The sequence below is a fragment of the Bradyrhizobium ganzhouense genome, from assembly GCF_049949285.1.
GTDB lineage: Bacteria > Pseudomonadota > Alphaproteobacteria > Rhizobiales > Xanthobacteraceae > Bradyrhizobium > Bradyrhizobium ganzhouense.
The window spans coordinates 1724250-1746446 of sequence record NZ_CP181318.1; the positions used below are offsets into that span (position 1 = coordinate 1724250).

Annotated in this window: 13 protein-coding genes and 2 pseudogenes; 10 read left to right on the forward strand and 5 right to left on the reverse strand. The window is 59.2% G+C overall.

Annotation, left to right across the window (positions count from 1 at the left end):
- Positions 1-259: 259 nt before the first annotated feature.
- A pseudogene (locus ACLFLU_RS08115) lies at positions 260-1006 on the reverse strand (IS5 family transposase).
- Between the two features lie 233 nt (positions 1007-1239).
- Here ACLFLU_RS08115 and ACLFLU_RS08120 point away from each other — a divergent pair.
- The 3 genes from ACLFLU_RS08120 (at position 1240) to ACLFLU_RS08130 (ending at position 6390) form a co-directional block, all read left to right on the forward strand.
- Positions 1240-2631, forward strand: a complete 1392-nt coding sequence (locus ACLFLU_RS08120; RefSeq protein ID WP_426411732.1) for an FAD-dependent oxidoreductase — start codon at positions 1240-1242, stop codon at positions 2629-2631.
- A 26-nt stretch (positions 2632-2657) separates the two neighbouring features.
- Positions 2658-3032 carry a cupin domain-containing protein gene (locus ACLFLU_RS08125; RefSeq protein WP_426411733.1) on the forward strand — a complete coding sequence of 125 codons (375 nt, stop codon included), beginning with the start codon at positions 2658-2660 and terminating at the stop codon, positions 3030-3032.
- Positions 3033-5160: 2128 nt separating this feature from the next.
- Positions 5161-6390: a CaiB/BaiF CoA transferase family protein gene (locus ACLFLU_RS08130; protein ID WP_426411734.1), complete on the forward strand. Its 1230-nt coding sequence runs from the start codon at positions 5161-5163 to the stop codon at positions 6388-6390.
- Between the two features lie 35 nt (positions 6391-6425).
- Here the strand turns inward: ACLFLU_RS08130 and ACLFLU_RS08135 are convergent, their stop codons facing one another.
- Positions 6426-6620, reverse strand: a complete 195-nt coding sequence (locus ACLFLU_RS08135) for a hypothetical protein (protein ID WP_426411735.1) — start codon at positions 6618-6620, stop codon at positions 6426-6428.
- A 143-nt stretch (positions 6621-6763) separates the two neighbouring features.
- The gene (locus ACLFLU_RS08140; protein WP_426411736.1) at positions 6764-7927 is read right to left on the reverse strand and encodes a M24 family metallopeptidase; all 1164 of its coding nucleotides are present in this window, start codon (positions 7925-7927) and stop codon (positions 6764-6766) included.
- 846 nt (positions 7928-8773) lie between these two features.
- Between ACLFLU_RS08140 and ACLFLU_RS08145 the strand changes: the two genes are divergently transcribed.
- The 6 genes and pseudogenes from ACLFLU_RS08145 to ACLFLU_RS08170 all read left to right on the forward strand — a co-directional run bounded on the left by ACLFLU_RS08145 (position 8774) and on the right by ACLFLU_RS08170 (position 16325).
- A complete protein-coding gene (locus ACLFLU_RS08145) occupies positions 8774-9544 on the forward strand; it encodes a hypothetical protein (RefSeq protein WP_426411737.1) in 771 nt (256 codons plus the stop codon).
- A 378-nt stretch (positions 9545-9922) separates the two neighbouring features.
- Positions 9923-10631, forward strand: a pseudogene (locus tag ACLFLU_RS08150) (transposase); the annotation flags it as partial.
- A gap of 441 nt (positions 10632-11072) precedes the next feature.
- Positions 11073-11534 carry a hypothetical protein gene (locus ACLFLU_RS08155; RefSeq protein WP_426413937.1) on the forward strand — a complete coding sequence of 154 codons (462 nt, stop codon included), beginning with the start codon at positions 11073-11075 and terminating at the stop codon, positions 11532-11534.
- Positions 11535-12209: 675 nt separating this feature from the next.
- Complete coding sequence (locus ACLFLU_RS08160; RefSeq protein ID WP_426411738.1) at positions 12210-13316, forward strand: ABC transporter substrate-binding protein; 1107 nt, start codon at positions 12210-12212, stop codon at positions 13314-13316.
- Between the two features lie 216 nt (positions 13317-13532).
- Positions 13533-14534, forward strand: coding sequence for an ABC transporter ATP-binding protein (locus ACLFLU_RS08165; protein ID WP_426413938.1), 1002 nt, complete (start codon positions 13533-13535; stop codon positions 14532-14534).
- A 12-nt stretch (positions 14535-14546) separates the two neighbouring features.
- Positions 14547-16325 (forward strand): ABC transporter permease subunit, encoded by a 1779-nt coding sequence (locus ACLFLU_RS08170; protein WP_426411739.1) that lies wholly within the window; start codon positions 14547-14549, stop codon positions 16323-16325.
- A gap of 1810 nt (positions 16326-18135) precedes the next feature.
- On the opposite strand, the gene istB is transcribed toward ACLFLU_RS08170, so the two are convergent.
- Together istB and istA are read right to left on the reverse strand one after the other, a co-directional pair.
- Entirely contained in the window at positions 18136-18879 is a 744-nt protein-coding gene (gene istB, locus ACLFLU_RS08175) for an IS21-like element helper ATPase IstB (RefSeq protein WP_426411740.1), read from the reverse strand.
- 11 nt (positions 18880-18890) lie between these two features.
- Entirely contained in the window at positions 18891-20423 is a 1533-nt protein-coding gene (gene istA / locus ACLFLU_RS08180; protein ID WP_426413939.1) for an IS21 family transposase, read from the reverse strand.
- A gap of 822 nt (positions 20424-21245) precedes the next feature.
- On the opposite strand from istA, the gene ACLFLU_RS08185 reads away from it, so the two are divergent.
- On the forward strand, positions 21246-22139 hold the full coding sequence (locus ACLFLU_RS08185) for an alpha/beta hydrolase family protein (RefSeq protein ID WP_426411741.1): 894 nt from the start codon (positions 21246-21248) through the stop codon (positions 22137-22139).
- Positions 22140-22197: the final 58 nt, after the last annotated feature.

The following is a 22197-nucleotide window of genomic DNA, read 5'->3' on the forward strand; positions in this document are numbered from 1 at the left end:
TTCATTCAGACGGGAGCGGATGCAGGTAGCCATGCACCATGGACAACACATTCCAAATGGGAGCATTGCAGTCCTGAAATTGTCAGCGTGCTACCTTCGGTGCAATGCCGCCTCGCCCGCACTGTTAGCCTCGGTAAACCGAGCGACGGCCTTGCGATTATAATGGGTTGATGGCGTCATCACCATTTTGCAGCCACCGCTATACTCGAAGAACGCTTAAGACGCGCTCGGTTGTGCAATCCTCAGGTCTTGTAGACACTTATCGCATCCATAGCACGACAGCTGCGAGGGTGACGATTGCACGGTAATTGCGGGCAGTTTTTTTAGCGAGTTGCTACGCGTCGGAACTGCTCGAGCTTGCTGAAGCAACATTCTACCAGATGTCGCTGAGCGTAGAGATGCTTGTCGAGCAGATATCTGAGCGCTCGTGACCCGTTGTTGGGAATAACAACCAGCGCCCCCTTGTTGGCGATGGCTTGGCGCAAGTGGTCTGCATCATAGGCGGTGTCAGCCATCACGACCTCGGCAGGCAATCCCTCGATCAAGGCTGCGGCCTGCGGTGCATCACCCTTTTGACCAGCGGTCAGTGTGAAGCGCACGGGGCATCCCAAGCCTCGAATGGCCATGTGGATCTTGGTGCTCAAGCCGCCGCGAGAACGGCTGATTGCTTGATCTTCAGACCCGCTTTTTTAGCCCCGGCAGCGTGCTGATGGGCTCGGACGATGGTGGAATCAATGATCAGATACTCGAAGTCTGGATCGTCAGACATCGCCTTGAAGATACGCCACCATACACCTTTCGCGCTCCAGCGACTGAAGCACCGGAAAAACACTGCTTCAATCGCTCACGCTAGGGCGCGCCTGTACGCACCAGCCATAGAACACCCTCCACGAACATTCGGTTGTCGCGTCCCGTCGATCCTTCTTTGGTCGGCCGGCCAATGATCAGTAGCGCCATCCGACCCCACGTCGTATCGCTCAAAGCGCAAACGCTCCATGACACCCAAGACTGCCTCCCCAAAAAGCAGTCTTGGATCTGATTTGCCGCCTCAAGGGAATCTCAAGAGTCCACAGAACCTAGTGGTCCGATCGTTAATCGGTGTCGCTCGTCTGCTTCACGAATAAAAGCTTTGGGCTTTTCCGTTGAGTGCTGAATTTCGCCGTCGAAAGCCGCTGCATTGCGGTAATTCGGCTGCGAGGCTCCTGTAATATCGATACAGGTGAAAGCGACAGGCGAGGAATGGATAATTTCTGGTTAAGGCAAGCGTTCGATCGTCTTGGACAGTCCCAAGTGCGATCCTTGTCAACGCACGTTACGGCCGACGTGACGATCGTCGGCGGCGGTTATTTGGGCTTATGGACGGCAATCCGGATCAAGGAGAACTCGCCCTCGGCGAAGGTCGTAGTCGTTGAGCGAGATTTATGCGGCGCCGGTGCAAGTGGCCGCAATGGTGGATTTGTCACGAGCTACTGGGCCAAATATCTCTCCTTGTACAAAATATGCGGTGCAGATGAAGCAACTAGGATAGCGAGATGCTCGGCGGAAGCGGTGCTAGAAATCGGCGACTTCTGCCGAGAGAATGGCATAGACGCGGAATTCCGCGCGGATGGATGGCTGTGGACTGCGACTTCCGCGCCACAAATCGGCTGCTGGAATATCCTGGTCGATGAGCTTGCCAAGCATAATGTGCAGCCCTTTCAGATCCTTGACACTGCAGAGGTGGCGCGCTTGGGTGGGACCGACCGCAATCTGGCTGGGGTGTTCGAACCAGATGCCGCTACCGTCCAGCCCGCCATTCTTGCCCTCGGCCTGCGAAAGCACGCTCAAAAGCTGGGTGTGACGATCTACGAGCGTTCGCCTATGATCCGCTTGGAGCGGACCAGAACGCCAAAAGTGATAACGCGAAAAGGCTCGGTCACAAGCAAGACGGTCGTTCTGGCCATGAATGCTTGGGGAGCCCAGTTCCCCTATCTGCGGCGCAAAGTAGCCATCGTGTCTAGCGACATGATCGCGACGACGGCTAGGCCCGACAAGCTGAACGAGATCGGTTTTGCAAAAGGCATTGCAATATGTGATTCCCGAATGTTCCTGAACTACTACCGGAATACGCCGGACGGGCGCATCGTGTTCGGCAAATCGCTTGGGCATTTCGCATTCGCGGGGCAGGTGGCGGATCACTATGAAGGGCCATCGCCTAGAGCTGGCGCAGTCGAAGAAAGCTTTCGCAGGCTTTATCCGATGCTCAGCGGCGTGGACATCGAATCGTCGTGGACCGGTCCGATTGATCGATCTGTCGATGGCCTGCCGTTCTTCGGCCGCCTGGACAATCACCCCGAAATCGTTTTCGGCATTGGCTTTTCCGGCCAGGGAATCGGGCCGACCGTACTGGGAGGAAAGATACTTGCCTCCCTCGCTCTTGGCGAACCAGACCAGTGGTCCAAATGCGGACTGGTTCGTGACGATGTAGAGCGATTCCCAATAGAACCTTTCCGCTACGCCGGCTCCATCCTTATACGCGAAGCTTTGCGCCGCAAAGAAGAATTGGAAGACCGTGCCCGGCGCCCCGGCCCACTGACTCTTGCGCTAGCAAACCTCGCTCCCGTCGGTTATGTGCCTTCGAGGCGGGACTGAAACTCTCTATCGGACAGGAATAGATTATGATCCCCGTTGTTCTCAAAGCTTGCGCCAAGCTGCCCACTGACGAACTCGACAGCATCAGCCCTGTCTCTCGCCCGATCGGTGAACCAATTTCCATTATGCGCAGCAAAGTTGCCTTCAAATCGTCGGTGGACGCGACCAGCGCTGGCGTTTGGGAGTGCTCGCCTGGAAGATGGCGCCGCCAGGTTGCCGAGGCAGAATTCTCCACCTTTCTCTCGGGGCATTGCACGTTTACGCCAGATGGCGGTCTAACAATCATCCTCGACGCCGGTGACTCCGTATATTTTCATCCGAACACAAATGGGGAATGGAATATCATTGAGCCGGTTCGGAAGGCCTATGTTATCCTTGCAACGACACACCGGCCTGTCTGATCGGGCAAACGGCGACGGCGAGCGTCATCGACGCTCTATTCGTTACGTCCGGCGCACGGCAAGTGAAAGGGCTAGCCCTGACTATCGAGAAAGGGAACGTTTGAGATGATCCAACGCGTGCCCGGGGTGGCGCTTGGGTGCCAAGCAGCAACAGATGAGTATTTTGCAGCGAACGGAGAAATGCGTCCGAACGATCGAGCTACCATTCGGCCAGCGAGGATCTCGCCGGACGCCGGAAAACTCACCGGTTGAGAGGATTGTGCGAGTTGTAGGACTGATGCCAGTGCAGCCCACGACCTGGCCGCGGCAACCTCCCTTCTCGAACGCTCGACGTGATCTGAAGCAAAGATTGCCGCTTCCACAGCGCGATCTGAGACAGCTCAAGAATCTGCAGGACAATAGCCCGATCAATCCGAGCCCACCGATACTGATGCAAAGTCCCGCGCCAACATGAGCATCGTCGCCACGGCACTCGCTATGGTTCGGACACGCCAGCCTGCAAAGCACCGAGATCTACCTTCGCGCCGATCCGACAGAGAAGCTCGAAGCGCTCGCCGCCATGCTGCCGCCGATGCTGACGACCGGTCGATTCCGGGCGCCCGACAAACTCCCGGCCATGCTGAATGTAGCCTGACGCAAGCCGAATTATGCGGAGTGAAATAGGTGAGAAGACCGCGGCGCGAACCAACTTTCCGCCGCGCACTCCGCATAATCGTGGGCTCCGCATAATTGCGGAAGTCGACTGGCTTGGTTGCCACCATCACTCGGACAGTTCCGGACGGGCCGATCACCGGCTTGCCTTCAGCGCATGGACGATGGCCGCAATCATCGCCGTCCGCGCCTCGGCCGACCCGGATCGTAACGCCCTCGGCTTCGATCTCGATGCTTCCAACATAGGGTTTGGCCTTGCGTCGCACCATCTTACGCTCATGGCCAGCAAACGCGACTGGTGCTATGGCGTCTACCACCGCCGGTACAAACGGCGGATCGTCAGCCATCGGCTACGGCAACCGGCATGTTGCCGGCGCCAAGTGAATGGTTGTGCGGTCAGCCCGTGTCGCCGGCAATCTCGGAAACGACCGCGCCTCGCGCCAGCGTCCCCTCGGCGATCCGGGCCTTGTCGTCCCTGGAGAACCAACGACGTCGTCCATCTCCGTGATCACTTCCAGCCAGCGCGACGTCACCTCGCCTATCCCATGTGCCGCGAAAAGGTGGGAGCGGAACCACGGTTACCGCCGACCTGGCCGATCTGGTGATTATTGGAGTCGGCCTGCGCTGGAGATGGAACCTGCCGACCCTCGACAAGGGCATCGTACTTCACGAGCCAACCTCTGATGCATACATCTTTGCGGCAGGCGAGGGCATCTTCTGCGCGATAGTCGCCGCAGGAAACGATTTTACACTAGACTCGGCGATAAGTGTTAGGCAAGCGCGCCATACAAGAATTCTGCGCGATTGCGCGAAATTCGCTGATTGTTACGCAAGTTTCTTTCTTCGCGGTCGCAGAGTCCCACCTCTTAAGCGCGTAATTGCTGTGGCGCTCTACCGTAATTGATCGCTGGTCACCAATAACTTCTACAGTGCTCGGCCTGCAGAGCGTTGATCTCCGACGGACAGTAAAAGCTTCGTGTTCTTCAATTTCAGCCGTAGGATGGTCAACATTGGAGGACTTCGGCTGGCCGGGCCAGCTAATGTGTATTGAGGCCAGCGAGGTAAGAAGCCTGATCAGCCGCACCGAAGATCGCCTAAAGATTAAATGACTTCCGAGGCAGGCTCAACTTGAACGAATTCTCCGTGATTAAGGTGTTGGTCAGAATCTCAAATCTCATCAACGATGCGGGAGCGCGTCGCGTCAATCGACACCAACCCGTCCCTTGTCACTGCCACGATTGGATTCGCGGCGGATGTACTCGTAGTACTGCGAAATGAAACGAGCAACAGCACTAGCAACATCAGTGTCAGCCGCCCGGGGACTTCAGGGAAGCTTGACTGCGCGCGCAGAGGGCACTCTCCGCCCCGCCTGAGGTGCCGACACGAATTTAGCGCGCTCACAGTCATCAATCCAAATGAGACAGAGACTGCGAACGGACGTGCCCGTGTCGCAAAAGATCATCAGGAGAAAACCTTTATGTCGGCCCTGCCGCTCTCAGGCATCAAGATCCTTGACCTCACGCGCGTGCTCGCCGGGCCTCTGTCGGCCCAGGTGCTGGGCGACCTCGGTGCGGAGGTGATCAAGATTGAGCGGCCGGGCACCGGCGACGATGTGCGCACCCTCGACCCGCCTTACCTGACCGATCCTGAGGGCAAGGCGAACAACAACAATTCGTTCTACCTCTGCGCCAACCGCAACAAGAAGTCTGTCACCGTCAACATCGCCAAGCCCGAGGGGCAACAGATCATCCGGCAGCTCGCGAAAGACGTCGATGTCTTCATGGAGAACTACAAGGTCGGCGATCTCAAGCGCTACGGGCTGGACTACGAGACCATCAAGAAGATCAATCCCGGCATCATCTATTGCTCGGTGACCGGCTTCGGCCAGACCGGTCCGTACGCGTCGCGCCCGGGCTATGACGCGATCTTCCAGGCCATGGGCGGCCTGATGAGCGTCACCGGTCACGTGGACGGTGAGCCGGGCGCAGGGTCAATGAAGGTCGGCCCCTCCATCGTCGACTACATGACCGGCATGAACACCTCGATCGGCATCCTATCGGCGCTCTATCATCGCAAGGTAAACGGCGGGCAGGGGCAGCATGTCGACGTTTGCCTGCTCGACACGGTGATTGCCTCGCTCAGCCACTATTTGCAGATCTATCTCCTCAACGGCAAGATCCCGCCGCGCCGCGGCACTTGGGGCAATGGCGGCCTGCCGGCCGGCGTATTCCGCTGCGTCGACGGCGAACTGATGTTGGTGGTCGGCAATGACGGCCAGTTCGCGCGCACCTGCGCGGTGCTGGGCGCGACCGAACTCGCCACCAATCCAAAGTTCATCAACAACAATGACCGCGTCGTCAACGGCAAGGAGATTATGGCGATCTTCGCCGGTCTATTCCTGAAGGAAACGGTGGCGCACTGGCTGGAGAAGCTGGAAGAAGCCGGCATTCCCTGCGGCCCAGTCAACGACTTTGCGCAAGTGTTCGCGGACCCGCATGTGCAGGAGCGCGGCATACGGGTGAAGGTCAAGCACAAGTTCGAGCCAGAACTGTCCTTGATCCGCAACGCGCTGACCTTCTCCGAGACCCCGGTTACGGAATATCGCGCGCCGCCGCTTCTCGGCGAGCACACGTGCGAGATACTCTCGGCGAAGCTCGCCTATGATAACGCGACGATCGCTGCGCTCAAGCAAAACGGCGCAATTTGAAACGAAGGTCCCCGGCTTGGGCGACGTTCCACCGGCTAACCCGACGTGCGCAACAAATCGCCTGAGCGGTCGCAGGTCTCGGCATCTTGTTCACGATCGCCGGCGCGCGGCTCGGGCGCGGCGACCCGCGAGTGCCTGGCGCCCGACGCCAACACGACCTCGATGTCAACATCGCCAAGCGATCGGCTGCCGATGTTTGTGTTCGACACCGGCACGGAACTGAGCCGCATGATTCTGTCGCTCTTCAGCCGAGAGCGACAGACCAAATCGCGATCACATCGCGTCCGGCAAGTCGACCCAAGACGCCTTCATCAGGAGGTCAATCCGGGCGCTTGGCATGGGAACCCCAACGCGGATTGCGAAGAGTAAAGAGTTATGCACGATACAGCGCGTGCGGTGTACGGCTGAGTATCTCTGCCCCGCTCTTCGTCACCACGATGTGCTCGCTGCACCCGACTATGTAGCCACTCTCGCTGAATAAATGGAGTGGCATATGAAAGGTCATGCCGGTCTCAAGGACGTCAGCAGCACCCGGCTCTAGACTCAGGTTACCCCGGCCGCCCGACCACGCGGGACCAGTTGCGTATCCGGTCCGGTGGCGAAAGAGCTTCGAGCGCCCAGATCGTTCGATCAACTTGCGCGCGGCTGCATCCACCTCACCAGTGGTCACACCTGGTTTGATTGCAGCAATTGCTGCTTCAAGGGCTCCCACCGCCAAGGGGTACAACGATTCGGTCTCAGAATGTCGACCAAGAACGGCGCCTCGGCATAGCCCTGCGCTGTACCCCTGCTTCGTGCCTCCGACCTCCATCAGTGCGGGTTCGTTCATACTGATCGGATGATTTGCTGGGAGGACGTGCGGCAGCCTTGTACGCTCCCCGAATCCTAGAACGGCAAATACCAATCGACCTCCAGCATTCCGGACCTCTCCTTCCATGGCCGCGGCCACTTCCGCTTCAGTGACGCCGCCTCGCAACGAACGTTGGAACGTGTCCACGGCTAGATCGGTTAGGACCATCGCCTCGCGTATCGCAGCTAGCTCCAGCTCACTCTTCACAGCTTTTACTAAGTGGATCACACTAGTCGCGTCCGTGATTTTCAATTCTGGAAGTTCCGCCTGAAGTGCGCTCACGTCCGCGGGCGCAAGGTTCCAGCCGCCGAGCTCGAACCCCACTTTCTTTCCCTGGAGTCCGTATCGCCGAAGAACTTCAGCGCATACCTTTGCAAAGTCGTTCCGTTGGGTATAGGGAGCGATCTCTTCAATGCAGCTGCACGCTCGAATTGCATTTTCATCGTACTCTCGGACAACGTATGTTGGGGCACGCCCCGGCATCATGATCAGTGGGAACGGCGCAAAGTAGGCCCCAGCTGCTCCATCATATCCGGACAGATACTGAAGATGTGCGAAAGAGGTAACCAATAGTGCGTCGAGTTCGGCGCGTGCGACAGCTTCAAACACCTTTTGTTGCCGGCGCTCATATTCTGATCTCGGAAACGGGAGACCCGTCAGGGGAATCGGCTGGAATGTTGCAGTCATAGATTAGCTCCTCTTCGTTATTAAAGACGCTTCGTTGGATTGATCAGTTAGCCGATGCCGTGCAAATGTTGGACCGCGTATCGTATAAAGCTCTCGCGGCATTCGACTCGGGCAGCATACGTTCCGGTCTGAAATCCGAGCCTACCGGCCCCCAGAACGTTAGGCTTCTTGATGCGCCGAAAGTCGGCATTTGAAGTCGTTGTTTCGTCGAAACGCTGCGCTGAAAGTATGAAAGATCCGAGTTCTCTCCGCGCGTCCTGTTTCCGTGATCTTTGGTCAACCGAAAACTTCAATCTCTCGCTCAGATAGTACCCTCTATTCAATCTGAAGTCGGCCAGTATGCGCATTGCAGAACTGAATTCTGAACGAGTTAGCCCGGCCCCGTCCGGCTCGGAGTGAAGTGAGTCGGAAGCCGGATGCCGGAAATTGGCGCGTCCGAGAGACGCGAGGTTTTGTGTCATCGCGCGGGCCACTGACGGACCAAACCATGGTCATCTCGAAGTAGCGGGATCGCAAGACGCACGGAGACGCGCGGGTGCAGCGTAGCGCACGAACGATCTGCCACTTTAGTGGTCGGATCTCGACACGCGCTCTGAACTTTGAGTAAATCGCGCGGTCGAATTGCAGGCGCTCAAATGGTCGGTGTCATCCGCAACGACCGATAGCGTCGCAAGCTCTCGCGGAAGCAATCGAAGATACGGCGCGCAGCGATTTGACCATTTCTGGACGGGCTGTTCGTCTCGCGACGGTTGGAACAGGCAATTCGGTGCCAACCGAGGTTGCGCTGGATCGAGGCTTCAAATCCCCGTAACGAGACGCAGAATTTCGAGAATGGGGGGCACGTTGATGGAATTCGACTTTAGGAATGCGCTACACTCTTTTTGTGACATTACGAATTCCGGGTCTCTTATGACATCTCAAAGTCCACGGTCTATCGGCTTTCTCATTCTCGAACGCGGGCTTCCGCCTGGCACACCGCGTCCGGAACCGCTGCCCGGCTCGGTATTCGATCCCGCTACTTATGATTTGCCGATCATCACGGAAATGGTCCCCGGAGCCTGGACGGATGTCGTTGTCCGTGGAGATCCGGTGCTCGAGCCTGCCTACGTCGCAGCTGCCCGACGGCTGGTCGATCGAGGCGCCGTCGTAATAAGCTCGGACTGCGGCTTTTCTATACGGCACCAGGCAGCTGTGGCCGCGTCCGTGAATGTGCCCGTGGCGATGTCGAGCGTACTCCTGTTACCGACGTTGCTGCGCCAGCTGCCGGGTCATGCCAAGATCGCTCTTTTGACCTACGACTCATCCCATTTTGGCCAGGATCTGCTCGGGGTCGACGACCCGGCTGATCGGGCGAGGGTCATAATTGGCGGGATCGAAGGCACCAAGTACTGGCATGACGGCCTTAAGCGTCCGTGGCCTCCGATCGATGTGGCCGCCGTTGAGGCCGATGTAGGCGCCTGCCTCACGCGACTCCGGAAGACGCATCCGGAGATAGCGGCGGTCTTGTTTGAGTGTGCGACATTCCCACTTGTCGCGCCGGCCATCCGTCGCATTGCGAAGCTGCCCGTCTACGACATCACGACTCTGTGCTGGATGACGATCGCGTCGGTTGCTTGATCGCGTGTTTACATGTTGCGAAGCTGCCGCCAGCGTAGCGTTAAGGGCTGCAGCACCGCCATGTCTTTGTTATAACCGTGACCACAGCATTAGCGAACTTGCACATGCCGGGGAGGCAGAACAATTGGTGCCCGCGCGCCAATTTCTGGCCTTTGCGAAAGAGATCCTGCTCTGATGATGAACTCGGCAGGCGCGCCAGCTTATGACGCGTCGCCCCTTGATACCGGCCGTGAGATCGATTTTTCAACGGCTCTCGGGGGGCGGCTGTTGGAGGCCGACCAAGGAGAACGCGACGTCGGATTGGGAAACGAACTTCGAGCGTTGGCAGAAGCCATTCGCAGTGCGTTGCGGCTAGCGGACGCGCCCGACGACTAGGCGCGTCCCAAGTCTGGGTCGCTTGGGTCACAAGCGCGGCGGATGCGTCCGCGTTACATTGTGGGGCTGATCGGCCTTGGTGAGCGCAAGAGCATTTGACCGATGGCCCGACACCGTTGGAAAGAGAGCTGCTCAATCAGGCCGACCGGCTCGTCGGCGGCGACATTGCGGTGCCGGTTTTCACGTCACCGCGGTGCCCAAGAAGGGCGAAAACTCCGTCGGTGTCACGGCTCAATATGTCGCGGCTCTTGGCAAAACGGCAAATTTCCAAACGTCCGTGGTTCTAGCACTTCCACGCGGTGAAGTGCAGTGATGGTTGCATTGCGCCTCTTCGTACCCGAGAGCTCGACCAGAGATGCGCACGGTTGAAACGCGCCGACGTACCGGTCGAATATCGAACGCCACGATCCAAGCCTGACATCGCTTTGGCGAGATTGATCGCGCGATAGCAGCCGGCGTGCGCTTCGGTTCTGTGCTGGCGGATGCAGGCTACGGCCCCAGTGCGCGTTTCGACAAGGGCACTCTCGGCAGGCGGTCGCCCGGGGCCTGGCGTCCCCGTCACCTGATGGCGTGCCCGGTCGGCGTTAGGCAGATCTGGCCGGTTGCGATGCGAGGCCGTCCCCGCAAGCGGTCCATTCGATTCCCAGTGGCAAGACGTGAGCTGGTGCAACTGCCGCTCCGTCGTGGTCGATGGCCGCATCATGCATGGAAAGTAATCATCGGAACTGAGAGGCCCGACCGGGTCCGCTGGATTGGTCTCCAGCGGGGGGACAGCGGCAAGGCACTGCCAAAGCAGTTGACCGAGCTGAGGTCGGGAGTCGGACTGGCGCGAGAAGGCCAGGATCCGGACACAGAGCCGGGTTGCCTTGCCGCCGAACCTCAAGCGGGTGAACGCGGCGGCCAGCCAGGCCCCCAAACCCAGTTCACGGCCCTGCTGCACCATGTCGACGAAGACGCTCTTCTTCGGGCGTTCCGACGACAGAAGCGGCCGGGCGGCGCGGGGTTCGATGGGGTGACGGTGGCGAAGTACGAAGAAAGGCTGGAGGATAACCTCCGCGACCTCTGCGCACGGGCCCACACTGGTCGCTACCGGCCACAGCCGGTGCGGCGGGTCTACATCCCCAAAGCCGAGCGCGGTAAGCGGCCTCTCGGTGTGCCGGCGCTAGAGGACAAGATCGTCCAAAGCGCGGTAGCCGAGGTGGTGAGCTCCGTCTACGAGGCCGACTTCCTCGGGTTCTCCTACGGCTTCCGGCCGAGGCGTAATCCGCACATGGCGCTCGATGCTTTGCATACACCGATCAAGAGTCAGTGCGTGAACTGGGTGCTCGATGCCGGCATACCCAGCTTCTTCGACTCGGTCGACCAGGAGTGGCTGTTGCGGATAGTGGCGCACAGGATTGCCGATCCTTGCATTCTGCGGCTCATCGGGTTGTGGATGCGAGCCGGCGTTCTTGAGAGCGGCGCAGGCGCGTCTATGACGCGGGTTACCCTCAGAAAGAGCCGGGGGCGGGAAATCCGCCCGCCCGGATCCGTGAGGGCGAAAGCCGATTGGCTGAGCTACTCAACCACGATCGATCGGAGAAACTTGCGGCGCACTTTCTTCATGTTCGAATGATTCTTTGCGCAACCCAGACAGCTTGCTGCGAATTCAGCTCGAGACTGGCCCGATCGCGCAATACGATCGAATCGATGCTTCCTTGACGACGCGCGGGAAATGATTGTCTAACTTCCGAGGTGATCAGCGAACTGGCGGCGGCATCCAGCTATTCGGAAGATTGAGGATTCGGCCCGTTAACTCGCCCGCTTCACGCGCGGCATGCGCGACTGCCACTAGCTTCGCGAGGTAGAGTGCACTGTGAATTGACTAGAATTAGTGAAGCCTCTCTGAAAGTGCGACGTCGTGCACGTTTCGTATCCAGACAAAAGTCCCGCGCATGATAGTTGCGGATCGGCTTCGCAAAGAGTTTGTCAGCGGGGGCCAGTCTACCTCGCCACCTCGCAACGAATACTCACGCTGAACCGTCCCAGATCTCGCTAGAGTTGCGGCCGAGTTCCTCCGACCGCTCCAGTGTTAGCTTGGGGCCCTTCCGGAACTCAATTTCCCGCGTTAGATTTTCCGAGACGAGCGCACGATGCAAGCAGCTGGCGCCGAAAAGCGGCGCTCCCCCAAGATCAATGCAGGAAATCGGCGCTCTCTCTTGGGTTATAGGCGTATCCTTTCCTGATTGCTGGTCAGAATATCGATATTGGCCAAGTCGGCCAAGCGCAACTATTCCACGGGAGGGAAGCAATGGGTCATTTTGTGAACCGCCGGCGTTTCATGCAAGCCACTTCGTCAGCGGTCGCGGTCGGCGCGCTGTCTTCTGTCGCAGAGCGAGCCGCAGCGCAATCCGCTGGCGAATTGCGAGTGGTCCTAGGCGGCGGCGATTGGGGCAAAGCTAACGTCGAAGCCTATGTGAAGCCGTTCGAGGCTGAAACCGGAATCAAAGTAACGCCAATCACCGATGACCTCCCCCCTTCGCAGCTGCAATTGATGGTAACGACCAAGAACGTTACCGTTGACGTGTTCGACACGACGATGAGCGGCTTGTCGATCTCATCGGCGAAGGGCCATCTGGAGAAAGTTGACTACTCGATCTACAAGAAACAAGAGCTCGACGGCATTGTTGACTTCACGAAGACGCCTTTCGGCGTGGCCTCAATATTTTACTCATACGTGATGGTTTACAATACCGAGAAGTTCCCGACCAATAAGCCACGGCCGACTACGTGGGCTGAATTCTGGGACGTCAAAAAATTTCCCGGCGTTCGCGCGCTTATGTCCGGCCAATCGGGAAGGGAGGGTCCTTTCGAAGAAGCGCTGCTGGCAGATGGCGTTGCCGTCGATAAAGTTTATCCAATGGATATCGATCGGTGCTTTGCGAGTCTGGACAAGATCAAGCCTCATATCCGCAAGTGGTGGCTTAGAGGTTCCGAGATCCAGCAGATCATGCACGACAAGGCCGCGGATATTATGAGTTCTTACGACGGTCGCGCTCAGTTGCTCGTCGATCAGGGGGCGCCGATCGAGATCAATCGTAACCAAGCCAAATTGGGCTGGAACTATTGGGCGATTCCCAAAGGGAGTCCGAATGTGCAGAACGCTCAAAAGTTCCTCGAGTTTGCGACTCGTGCGGATCGCCAAGCGGCCTTCACCAAGTTGATTTCCTATGGTCCGAGCAACCTCAACGCCTACAAGCAGCTACCGGATACGCTCGCTCGTAAACTCGCCAACTATCCTGAGTACATGAAGAATAGCGTGCTCATCAACGTAGAATGGTACAGCGAAATCGGTTCTGATGGGCTTTCAAACGCTGAGCGCTTAGTCCAACGCTGGAACGAGTGGATTTTGCGCTAGAGCAGCCCTCCTCCCGCGCGAACTAATCGCGCGTTATTGACCTGACGGTGCGTCGCTTCCGTACTATTGGCGCGCCGCACTGGCATCCCTGCTGTAGCGGCTTCCGGAGTAGCGATCGTGAATGTGTATTTTAGTATCCCCCCCACCCGTGCCGAGGACGAAGTATTGAAGAACGCCTCCGCTTCCGCGCAAATCGAATTTCGCAGCGTCACCAAGATGTATGGGCAAGTCGCCGCTGTCAAAGAATTGTCATTGACAGTCTATCCAGGCGAGTTCCTGACAATTCTCGGTCCGAGCGGTTCGGGCAAGACGACAGCGCTAATGTTGCTCGCCGGGTTCGTGTCGCCCAGCGAGGGGGACATTCTTATCGCCGGAAAGTCGGTCTCAACAGTGCCGTCTTATCGGCGTGACCAAGGGATCGTCTTCCAGAGCTACGCGCTGTTTCCGCACCTTACAGTTCACCGAAACCTCGAATTTCCACTCGAGATGCGGGGGATGAACTCTGCCGAGAGAGCGATGCGAGTAGGTCGCATGCTGGATCGGGTTCACCTCAATGATTTCGGGGGGCGCATGCCTTCGGAACTGAGCGGAGGCCAACAGCAGCGCGTGGCGCTTGCTCGCGCCTTAATCGCCGATCCACCCATCCTTCTTCTCGACGAGCCGCTCGGAGCACTCGATCGCAATCTTCGGGAACAGATGCAGGGCGAGATCAAGAAGTTGCACAAGGAGTTCGGCAAGACGACCATATGCGTCACGCACGATCAGGAGGAGGCACTCACACTCTCGAATCGCATCGTTGTCATGCGTGCGGGGCGGATCGAGCAGAGCGATACGCCGGAGGCCCTCTACGACCGGCCCGCTACCCGATTTGTGGCAAAGTTTTTGGGCGAGGCCAACATTCTCGAAGATTCGGGATTTAAAGCCGAGTGCGGTACCGCGCAGCCGCCCGGCACCGTGGCCATGGTCCGACCAGAGCGTATTTGCATCGTAGCTCCAGCAGTGCGGAAGCGGCGGATCGATGCGGATCTGTATCAGTCGGTCACTGGGACAGTAGACGAAATCATCTATGCTGGGCCGGTGCGCAAATACCAAGTCCGGGTTGGAAGCAGCTTGCTCCACGTGCGCGAGCACGTCGCCTCGGAGCAGCATGTGTTTCGCCCGGGCGACGAAGTCCGACTGGAGTGGCTGCGCTCCGACGTCCGCTTCGTCACGGCGTAGGGGGCAAAGCTGATGAAGTCATTACAAAGATTGGGCCAAGTCCCCATCGTGCTCGCTGCGCCAGCACTCTCTGTCCTGCTGGTCGTCTTCGGTATACCGATCGTTCTACTGCTCCTGTCGAGCTTTAATGCGCCGGACTTCTCACTCGACAATTATCAGGCGTTTTTTGTCCAGCCGGCCAATGTTCGTGTGCTGATCCAGACCATCGAGATCAGCCTCGTCACCACCCTCATTTGCGTCATCATCGGCTATCCTACGGCCTATCTCATTGTGGCCGCCTCCAACCGGCTGCGGGTGGCACTCATCGTGCTCGTCGTCATTCCCTACCTGACCAGTGGATTGGTTCGCACCTATGCATGGATTGTGATTCTTGGAGATCGCGGCCTCATTAACAACCTATTGCTTCACCTTGGGGTGATCTCCACTCCGCTGCCCCTCATCTACAACCGAATGGCCGTTTATGTCGGCATGGTTCACATCATGCTGCCGGTGATGATTCTGCCCTTGGTCAGCGTCATGATGGGAATCGACAGGTCCTTTATGGCTGCGGCGCGCAGCATGGGCGCCAAGCCGTTCTCCGCGTTCTGGCGCGTGTTCTTCCCACTCAGCCTGTCGGGTGTTCGCAGCGGCGCGCTGCTGGTTTTTGTGATCTGCCTCGGCTTCTATATCACACCGCAAGCCCTCGGCGGGTTGCGCGACGCCATGCTTTCGACGTTCATCGTGGCGCAGGTGGCAGGTTCCTTTCCTATCGCGCGTATCGCCGCGTCGGCGTTTATCCTCCTAGTGATCGCTGTACTCGTGCTCTCTATCTTTGGGCTCGACGTCTCCGGTTCGCATGGTGGTGGAGCACAACAGGCGAGGAAGAGTTGGTTTAGGCGGCTTCTCTTTTTGGGCAGGCTGAGAGGCAATTTCGGTGAGTGTGCGACTCGTTATCGGGCAAAACGTTGGACGGCTAATCTCTATCAGCCCGCCGGGGACAGTGCATCGTCGACCACAGTCGGATCCGTGTTTATCGTGCTCGTCATGTCTTACCTTCTGTTTCCGGAAATCCTCGTAGTCATTATGTCGTTTGGTGCCGGATCGCTTCTACAATTCCCTCCTTCAGGGTTTTCGTTACGATGGTACAGCACGTTCTTCGGCGAACCATCCTGGATTGGTTCCGCCTGGATCAGCATCGAGCTCGCGGTTATGGTTGCCGTTTTGTCGACCTTCGTGGGGACACTGGCGGCCTACGGCCTCAGCAGAACCTCTCCTCGGCTGCGCGGTTTTCTGACCATGACTATCCTCACGCCGATTACCTTTCCAGTTATCGTCGTGGGCGTCGCGACCTATTTCGGATTAATTAGACTCGGGTTGATTGGGTCGTACACCGGCATCGTCTTGGCGCACAGCGTGGGGGCGATCGGCTACGTCGTAGTAATCGTCTCGGCGACTCTAGCCAATTTCGACCGACGCCTGGAGCAGGCGGCCAAAAGCATGCGAGCTGGCCCGGTGAAGACTTTCACAAGAGTGACGCTGCCGCTGATCCGCCCTGGGATTCTCGGCGGAGCCGTGTTTGCGTTCCTCCATTCCTTCGATGAGGTCGTCGTAACGTCGCTTATCAGCGGGTTCTCGATCCGCACCCTGCCGCTAAAAATGTTCGAGAATATACGTAACGAGATCGATCCGACGATCGCTGCAGTGGCGTCGCTGCTCATGCTTATACCCCTGCTTTCGCTCGTCGCCCTCTATGTCACTTGGTGGCGGGCGAGGCCGCATCCTAAACGCGGGCTCGCGATTCCTACCACTTAAACTCGGGGCAGAAAGCTCGAACGGCTGCTCAGTTCAGCACCGTTCGTCGCCGCAGCCGAGAATTGTTCATGCGCAAGATAGTGACATGCTCATGACTGCGGCCAACGGGATACGGAGATCGTCATGTCGCTCGAGCTGAGCCCGGTTGCCGTTTGAAGAACAAGAGCGTCCGTCATCGTTAGTTCGCAAAATTGCAGCATGGGGGCGTGCTTGTCGCGCTGTTGGATCAGGGCAATCGCATATTTTAACTCCGTGCCACTGCAACCCCCTTTGGAACCATGAGCAAAGTTCGTTCGAGCGGGCGTATCTGGCTCTTCTCGTCGGCGCAAAGCACCACAGCCCCGTCATGCGAATTGAGATAGACCCCGATCACGTCGCGCAGCTCCTCGACAAAAATGAGATAGTAGAGAGTTTAATGCTGCAACTATGGTGAGGCGACAGACCGAACAGTTGGAACAGGCGATCAATGGTGCTTTTGGCCATTACTTTTCTCTTTGGCGACGATGCGGCACCTCCGATAAGCAGGCTTTCAGGGTCGCGAGGCCAATGCGCGTCAGCTGTGCCAGCCAAGCGCTGAGCTTGGCAGCGCTGGGTCGACAATGACGTTGTGTTCAGTCACGCAACCAGCGGTTCCTGGGTCGCGCAGGATACGTCGACGAGGACGGCATTTAGCCAAGGGCAAGTCTCGGGTCTGCATCTGCGCGGGCATAGGCTGATGTATTACCAGGCGTCTATGAATGAGCGGCGTCTGCGGGCGCCTCACAAGGCGGCCGGCGCGATCACCTGAACGATCCATCTACGCGTTTGAGCGGGGCCAATCATAGCATCGATTCGACGGCCGCGGACGTGGCTATCGCGTGCCCACGCGCTGGTAAGCTTGTGCCAATAGCTTGACAAACAGTGCCTTGTGTTCTGGCCCATTAGTGACCGCCTCCATCCTCTTCTCGAAGCCCAGCCGGGCACGATCCAGTCCCCTAGGGCCGACGCCGGTAGGCCGAGAGAGACGGTAAGATTTCGCGGTCCGAAGGCCGCCGTCTTTCAATGCCACGGCTCCAGGCGGTCAGGCTGTACACTTTGCGTATTGTGATCATCAGCAAGGCGACGGGCAGTTTGGCGCGAGCCATGCCGTACCTGCGCGCGGGCCTATACATCAGGGCCGACCATAAAACCGGGGTGTCGATCAGAGACACCATCGGCGGCACGCGCGCGTCATAAAGCTACATAAAGCGCACGGCCCTGTCCGCGGCGTCGGGCTCGATCACGCCCGAGGTGATGCGGGTTGTTGGCCATCAAACCCACGGTTGTCCATCCACACGGGCCCAGCGCTGTATGAATCCCAAGACCGAGGCCTGCGCGCAGCATCAACGCACGCTGCCGGTATCCGTGATGCCCTGGGACGCGGGTGCGGCCCATCGCTCGATACGGCCCTGGAACATTGACAGGTCGCGTTTGGTAACCTGCGTTGCCTATGCTTCGTTCTCGACGAGCCGAAGCTGGGCCCCTCCTCAGGACGTTAAGGCTCCGAGGCCGCCGTCTTCGATCATGACCGGTCCGGCTGCGGATTCCGACGAAGTCGCCCGGGTGTACCGATATGAAGTCGCCCGGGGATTCCGAGACGATGTCGCCCACCTTTCCGATTGATCTCGCCCGGGGACGAGGCGTTCTGGCTGCCTAGGTTCTCTGGCATTGGGCGAGCCGCGCGGTCAACTGGAATCGCGGCTTGAACTTGTTGTGTTTCTGTTGCGGTTGCTGTGGGCATGTGGGCAACGCGGTGGCGTTGTCCAAGCGCAGCGGCATGTCCACAGCGGGCTCAGGCCTTTCGGGCGGATTGCCGGGTTCGGCGCAGGCTCTCGCCGGTAAGGTCGAGCCGATGGGCATTGTGGACGAGGCGATCGAGCACGGCGTCGGCATAGGTGGGATCTCCAATGAGCACATGCCACTGGTCCACAGGGAGCTGGCTGGTGACGATGGTGGAACGATGACCGTAGCGATCCTCGAGGATTTCCAGGAGGTCGTGACGGGCACCGGCGTCGAGCGGCTCAAGCCCCCAGTCATCGAGGATCAGCAAATCGACACGGCCGAACCCGCGCAATAGGCGCGGATGGCGGCCGTCGCCGCGCGCGAGAGCGAGGTCATCGAACAGCCGCGGAACACGTTGATAGAGCACGGAGCGATTGTCACGGCAGGCCTTGTGGCCGAGCGCCGAGGCGAGCCAGCTCTTGCCGACGCCGGCCGGGCCGCAGATCAGCAGGTTGGCATGGTCGTCGATCCAGCGGCCCTCGACAAGCTTGGCGAACAGCGGGCGGTCGAGGCCACGCGGGGTGCGGTAGTCGATGTCTTCGACGCACGCTTGCTGGCGCAGCTTCGCGTAGCGCAGGCGGGTGGCGAGCCGCTTGTCGTGGCGCAGCGAGGCTTCACGTTCGAGCAGCAGCGCGAGCCATTCGGCGTGACCGAGGCTTGCGGCCTCGCCGGTAGCTTCGATGTCAGCGAAGGCCTTGGCCATCCCGTGGAGGCCGAGGGCGTTGAGGTGGTCGAGGGTCGGATGAGTAAGCAAGGGGTGGTCTCCTAATTGTAGTAGCGCGGTCCGCGGATGTTGACATGCAGAATCGGCGCATCGTCCGCGGAGCGCTGGTGAGCAGGACGCCGATCGAGATTGTTGGCGAGGATCGACTTGACCGAGCCATAGGTGCGCGCGCCGATGTCGATCGCCCGCGCAGCCGCGGCGTCCAGCCGTTCGCGCCCATAGGAGGCGGCGAGCCTGAGGATGCCGAGGCAGGCGCGGAAGCCTTGCTCGGGGTGCGAACGCTCGTCGAGAATGATGTCGCACAACGCGCTGGTCGCAGGCCCGATCGCGGCCGCGTCCTGGCGGATGCGCACGATGGTCCAGCCGGCGTAGCGGCGATGGCTGGAGGCCATGTGCTCCGGCACGGTGGTGTGCTTGTGATTGCCGCTCATGCGCTGATGCGCGGCAATCCGCTCGCCCTTGTGGAAGATCTCGACGGTGCGGGCGGTGAACCGCACCTCGACCTCGGCACGCGCGAAGCGATGCGGGACGCTGTAGTAATGCTTCTCCACCTCGACGTGGTAGTCGAGGCTGACGCGGCGGATCCGCCACTCGGCGAGCACGTAGGGGCTCCCCGGCAACGGTTTGAGCGCCGGCCGGTCGACCTCCTCGAGCAGCCGGCGGCGCGTCACGCCGAGCCGCCGGATCGGCCGCTCCTCGTTGAGCCTCGTGAGCAGCTCGCCGATCGCCGCGTTGACCTCGGCGAGGCTGTAGAAGGTACGGTGGCGCAGGCGGCCGAGCAGCCAGCGCTCGACGATGAGGACGGCTTGCTCGACCTTCGCTTTGTCGCGCGGCTTGCGCGGTCGTGCCGGCAAGACGGCCGTGCCGTAATGCGCGGCCATCTCCGCATAGGTGCGATTGATCTGCGGGTCGTAGAGGCTCGCCTTGATGACCGCGACCTTGGTGTTGTCGGGCACCAAGAGCGCCGGCACGCCGTCGATCGCCGCCAAGGTGCCGACGTGGGCGCTGATCCAGTCGGCAAGCCCCTGCGTCCACGTAGCCTGCGCGTAGGTGAAGCTTGAGGCGCCGAGCACGGCGACGAAGATCTGCGCCATTCTGCGCTCGCCGGTGAGGCGGTCGACCACCACCGGCACGCCGTCGCCCGCGTAGTCGACGAACAATTTGTCGCCGGCTGTGTGCGACTGACGCATCGTCACCGACAGGTGGCCCTCCCAGGCGCGGTAAAGCTCACAGAAGCGCGAGTACCGGTATCCACCGGGCTCGGTGGCGATGTACTCCTCCCACAGGATCGACAGCGTCACGTGCTTGCGCTTCAGCTCGCGGTGCACGGCCGCCCAGTCGGGCTCGGCGGTGCGACGGTGACCCTGCCGGTTGCCATTGCCGGTCTTGGCGAACAGGCGGAGTTCCAGGGCCGTGTCCGTGAGCTCGTCGGGCAACGGCCAGGTCAGACCCGCGGCCTCGAACCGCCGGATCGCCAGCCGCACCGTCGAGGGCGCCGCTCCTACCCGTCGCGCAATCTCGCGGCTCGGCAGCCCAGCCGCCTTCATCCTGATCACATCGCGCACATGGCGCATCGCAAGCCTCTCCGTCGGCATCCAGGGTCCCCCTTCGCAAAGCCGAAAGGGTTGACCCTATGGAGCCAGAAGAGGCCTCGTCACCCGGGCGACATCATCGCGGAATGGTGGGCGACTTCATCTCGGAATGGGTGGGCGACTTCAAATCGGAATGCTGGGCGAGATCATCTCGGAATGCTGGGCGACATCGAGCGGAATCAGCATCCGGCTATGCGGATGTTGGCGGACCAGTCTGCGATGATGACGTCTCAGCGTCCTAGGCAAGCGGCATTGTCGCAAAAAAGCGGCTGGAGACGATGCCGAGAATCGGCACTTTGCCGCTGAGATCTGCGAATGCACAATGGTCGCCCAATGCCCGGAGCGCGGTAGCGCGCCGAGTCTGAAAGGTCGACGGGTTACTCCGCGAAGGGCGCGAACATTTGGGAATCGCGTCGTTCAAAAGTCTCGCGTTTTCGCATTTTTGCGCAGAATTTCGGCTTTACCATGCGCGATATCAGGGAACTCCGGCTTCTGAGGCAGATAGTATCGGGCGCAACAGACAAGCTTGGCCTGGCAACGATGTCTTGCCGATGGACTCAGGACGCTCCTGACGATCTCCGCCCGAGCGGTTAGATCAGCTGACGAATCCTGAGCGGGGGGGCCGGATCAACGTCAAGGGGCGCATGGATGGAGCACGCTGCATGTTCTCACGCGATGGGCGATCTTACGTCCACACGGCGAGGCGCTGCGATGTTCTTGGCCGATTTACCCGTCGACATCTGTGAATCCGTAGGTCGACGATATTGGATCGCAAGGTGGACGAGCATCGGGGACGCCCACCGCTTGCGTAGTGATTTGAATATCAAGAAGGGGGCCTTCGGCGATGCCGATGAGGCTTCTCTTTGTGCGCTAACGGCCTTTGAAGTCGCCAGGCGGCTCGTCGACGAAGACAATCCGCAAAGTGGAGACGTTTCCGCGAAACTCGAGGCCAGCATTCAAACGTTCGGAGTATCCCTGGGGCAAAAGATAGAGCGGCTACAACTTTTGTGCTGCGATCGATTCGAGCTTCCAGCCTACTACTTGCCCGCCGGTGGTTCCGATGTCCGCACACCGGCAGTCATTTGCATCAGCAAGGAAGACGAAACAGCAGCTGCGCTGCTCGCAAGGCTCCTGCCCGTGGCAATCTGTCGGGGGTTGTCAATTCTCGTTGTCTCTCACGAGGACGTCTCAAATTACTCAAATCGCAAACCGAAATTTTTATTGTCTTGCTGCTTGGATTATCTGTCAGATCAACCACAGATCGATGTTACTCGAATTGGCATCTACGGTGAAGGATTGTCGGCTGCTATCGCGACGGATTTTGCCGCGTCTGATCGCCGCATTGCGGCGGCCGTTTGCGACGCCGGTGTTTGGATTTGGGCGCGGAGTATGGCGTGCGTCGACTGGATGACGAGGACTAAAGATGGACCGAACGAGGAAATGGCTAGCACGTATCGCACGCAATTCTTGCAAAAATTGAGATGTCCAGTGCTTGTGGTCGCCGGCGGGCGCGGCATCATCAGTGTGCCGGAGGCGATCAAGCTGAAGGCCGACTGCACGGCGAGGCGCGTTGATCTGGAGTTGATCATACCACAGATGATCCAGACCCCCGCGGGAGACGTCGAGAACTTCGTAGCTTCCGACGATTGCATTTTCACTTGGCTAGAACGTAAGCTAGCAAAGTGGTCACCGCGATAGCTATTGCCCGAGCATTGCCATCCGGCTCCGCAGGTATGCGTCTCAATACAATTTTTTT

What these genes read in the sequence shown, in the direction of transcription:
- ACLFLU_RS08120 (WP_426411732.1), top strand. Translation starts at nt 1,240, where the DNA reads ATGGATAATTTCTGGTTAAGGCAAGCGTTCGATCGTCTTGGACAGTCC.
- ACLFLU_RS08125 (WP_426411733.1), top strand. Translation starts at nt 2,658, where the DNA reads ATGATCCCCGTTGTTCTCAAAGCTTGCGCCAAGCTGCCCACTGACGAA.
- ACLFLU_RS08130 (WP_426411734.1), top strand. Translation starts at nt 5,161, where the DNA reads ATGTCGGCCCTGCCGCTCTCAGGCATCAAGATCCTTGACCTCACGCGC.
- ACLFLU_RS08135 (WP_426411735.1), bottom strand. Translation starts at nt 6,620, where the DNA reads ATGCGGCTCAGTTCCGTGCCGGTGTCGAACACAAACATCGGCAGCCGA.
- ACLFLU_RS08140 (WP_426411736.1), bottom strand. Translation starts at nt 7,927, where the DNA reads ATGACTGCAACATTCCAGCCGATTCCCCTGACGGGTCTCCCGTTTCCG.
- ACLFLU_RS08145 (WP_426411737.1), top strand. Translation starts at nt 8,774, where the DNA reads ATGGAATTCGACTTTAGGAATGCGCTACACTCTTTTTGTGACATTACG.
- ACLFLU_RS08160 (WP_426411738.1), top strand. Translation starts at nt 12,210, where the DNA reads ATGGGTCATTTTGTGAACCGCCGGCGTTTCATGCAAGCCACTTCGTCA.
- ACLFLU_RS08165 (WP_426413938.1), top strand. Translation starts at nt 13,533, where the DNA reads ATGTATGGGCAAGTCGCCGCTGTCAAAGAATTGTCATTGACAGTCTAT.
- ACLFLU_RS08170 (WP_426411739.1), top strand. Translation starts at nt 14,547, where the DNA reads ATGAAGTCATTACAAAGATTGGGCCAAGTCCCCATCGTGCTCGCTGCG.
- istA (WP_426413939.1), bottom strand. Translation starts at nt 20,423, where the DNA reads ATGCGCCATGTGCGCGATGTGATCAGGATGAAGGCGGCTGGGCTGCCG.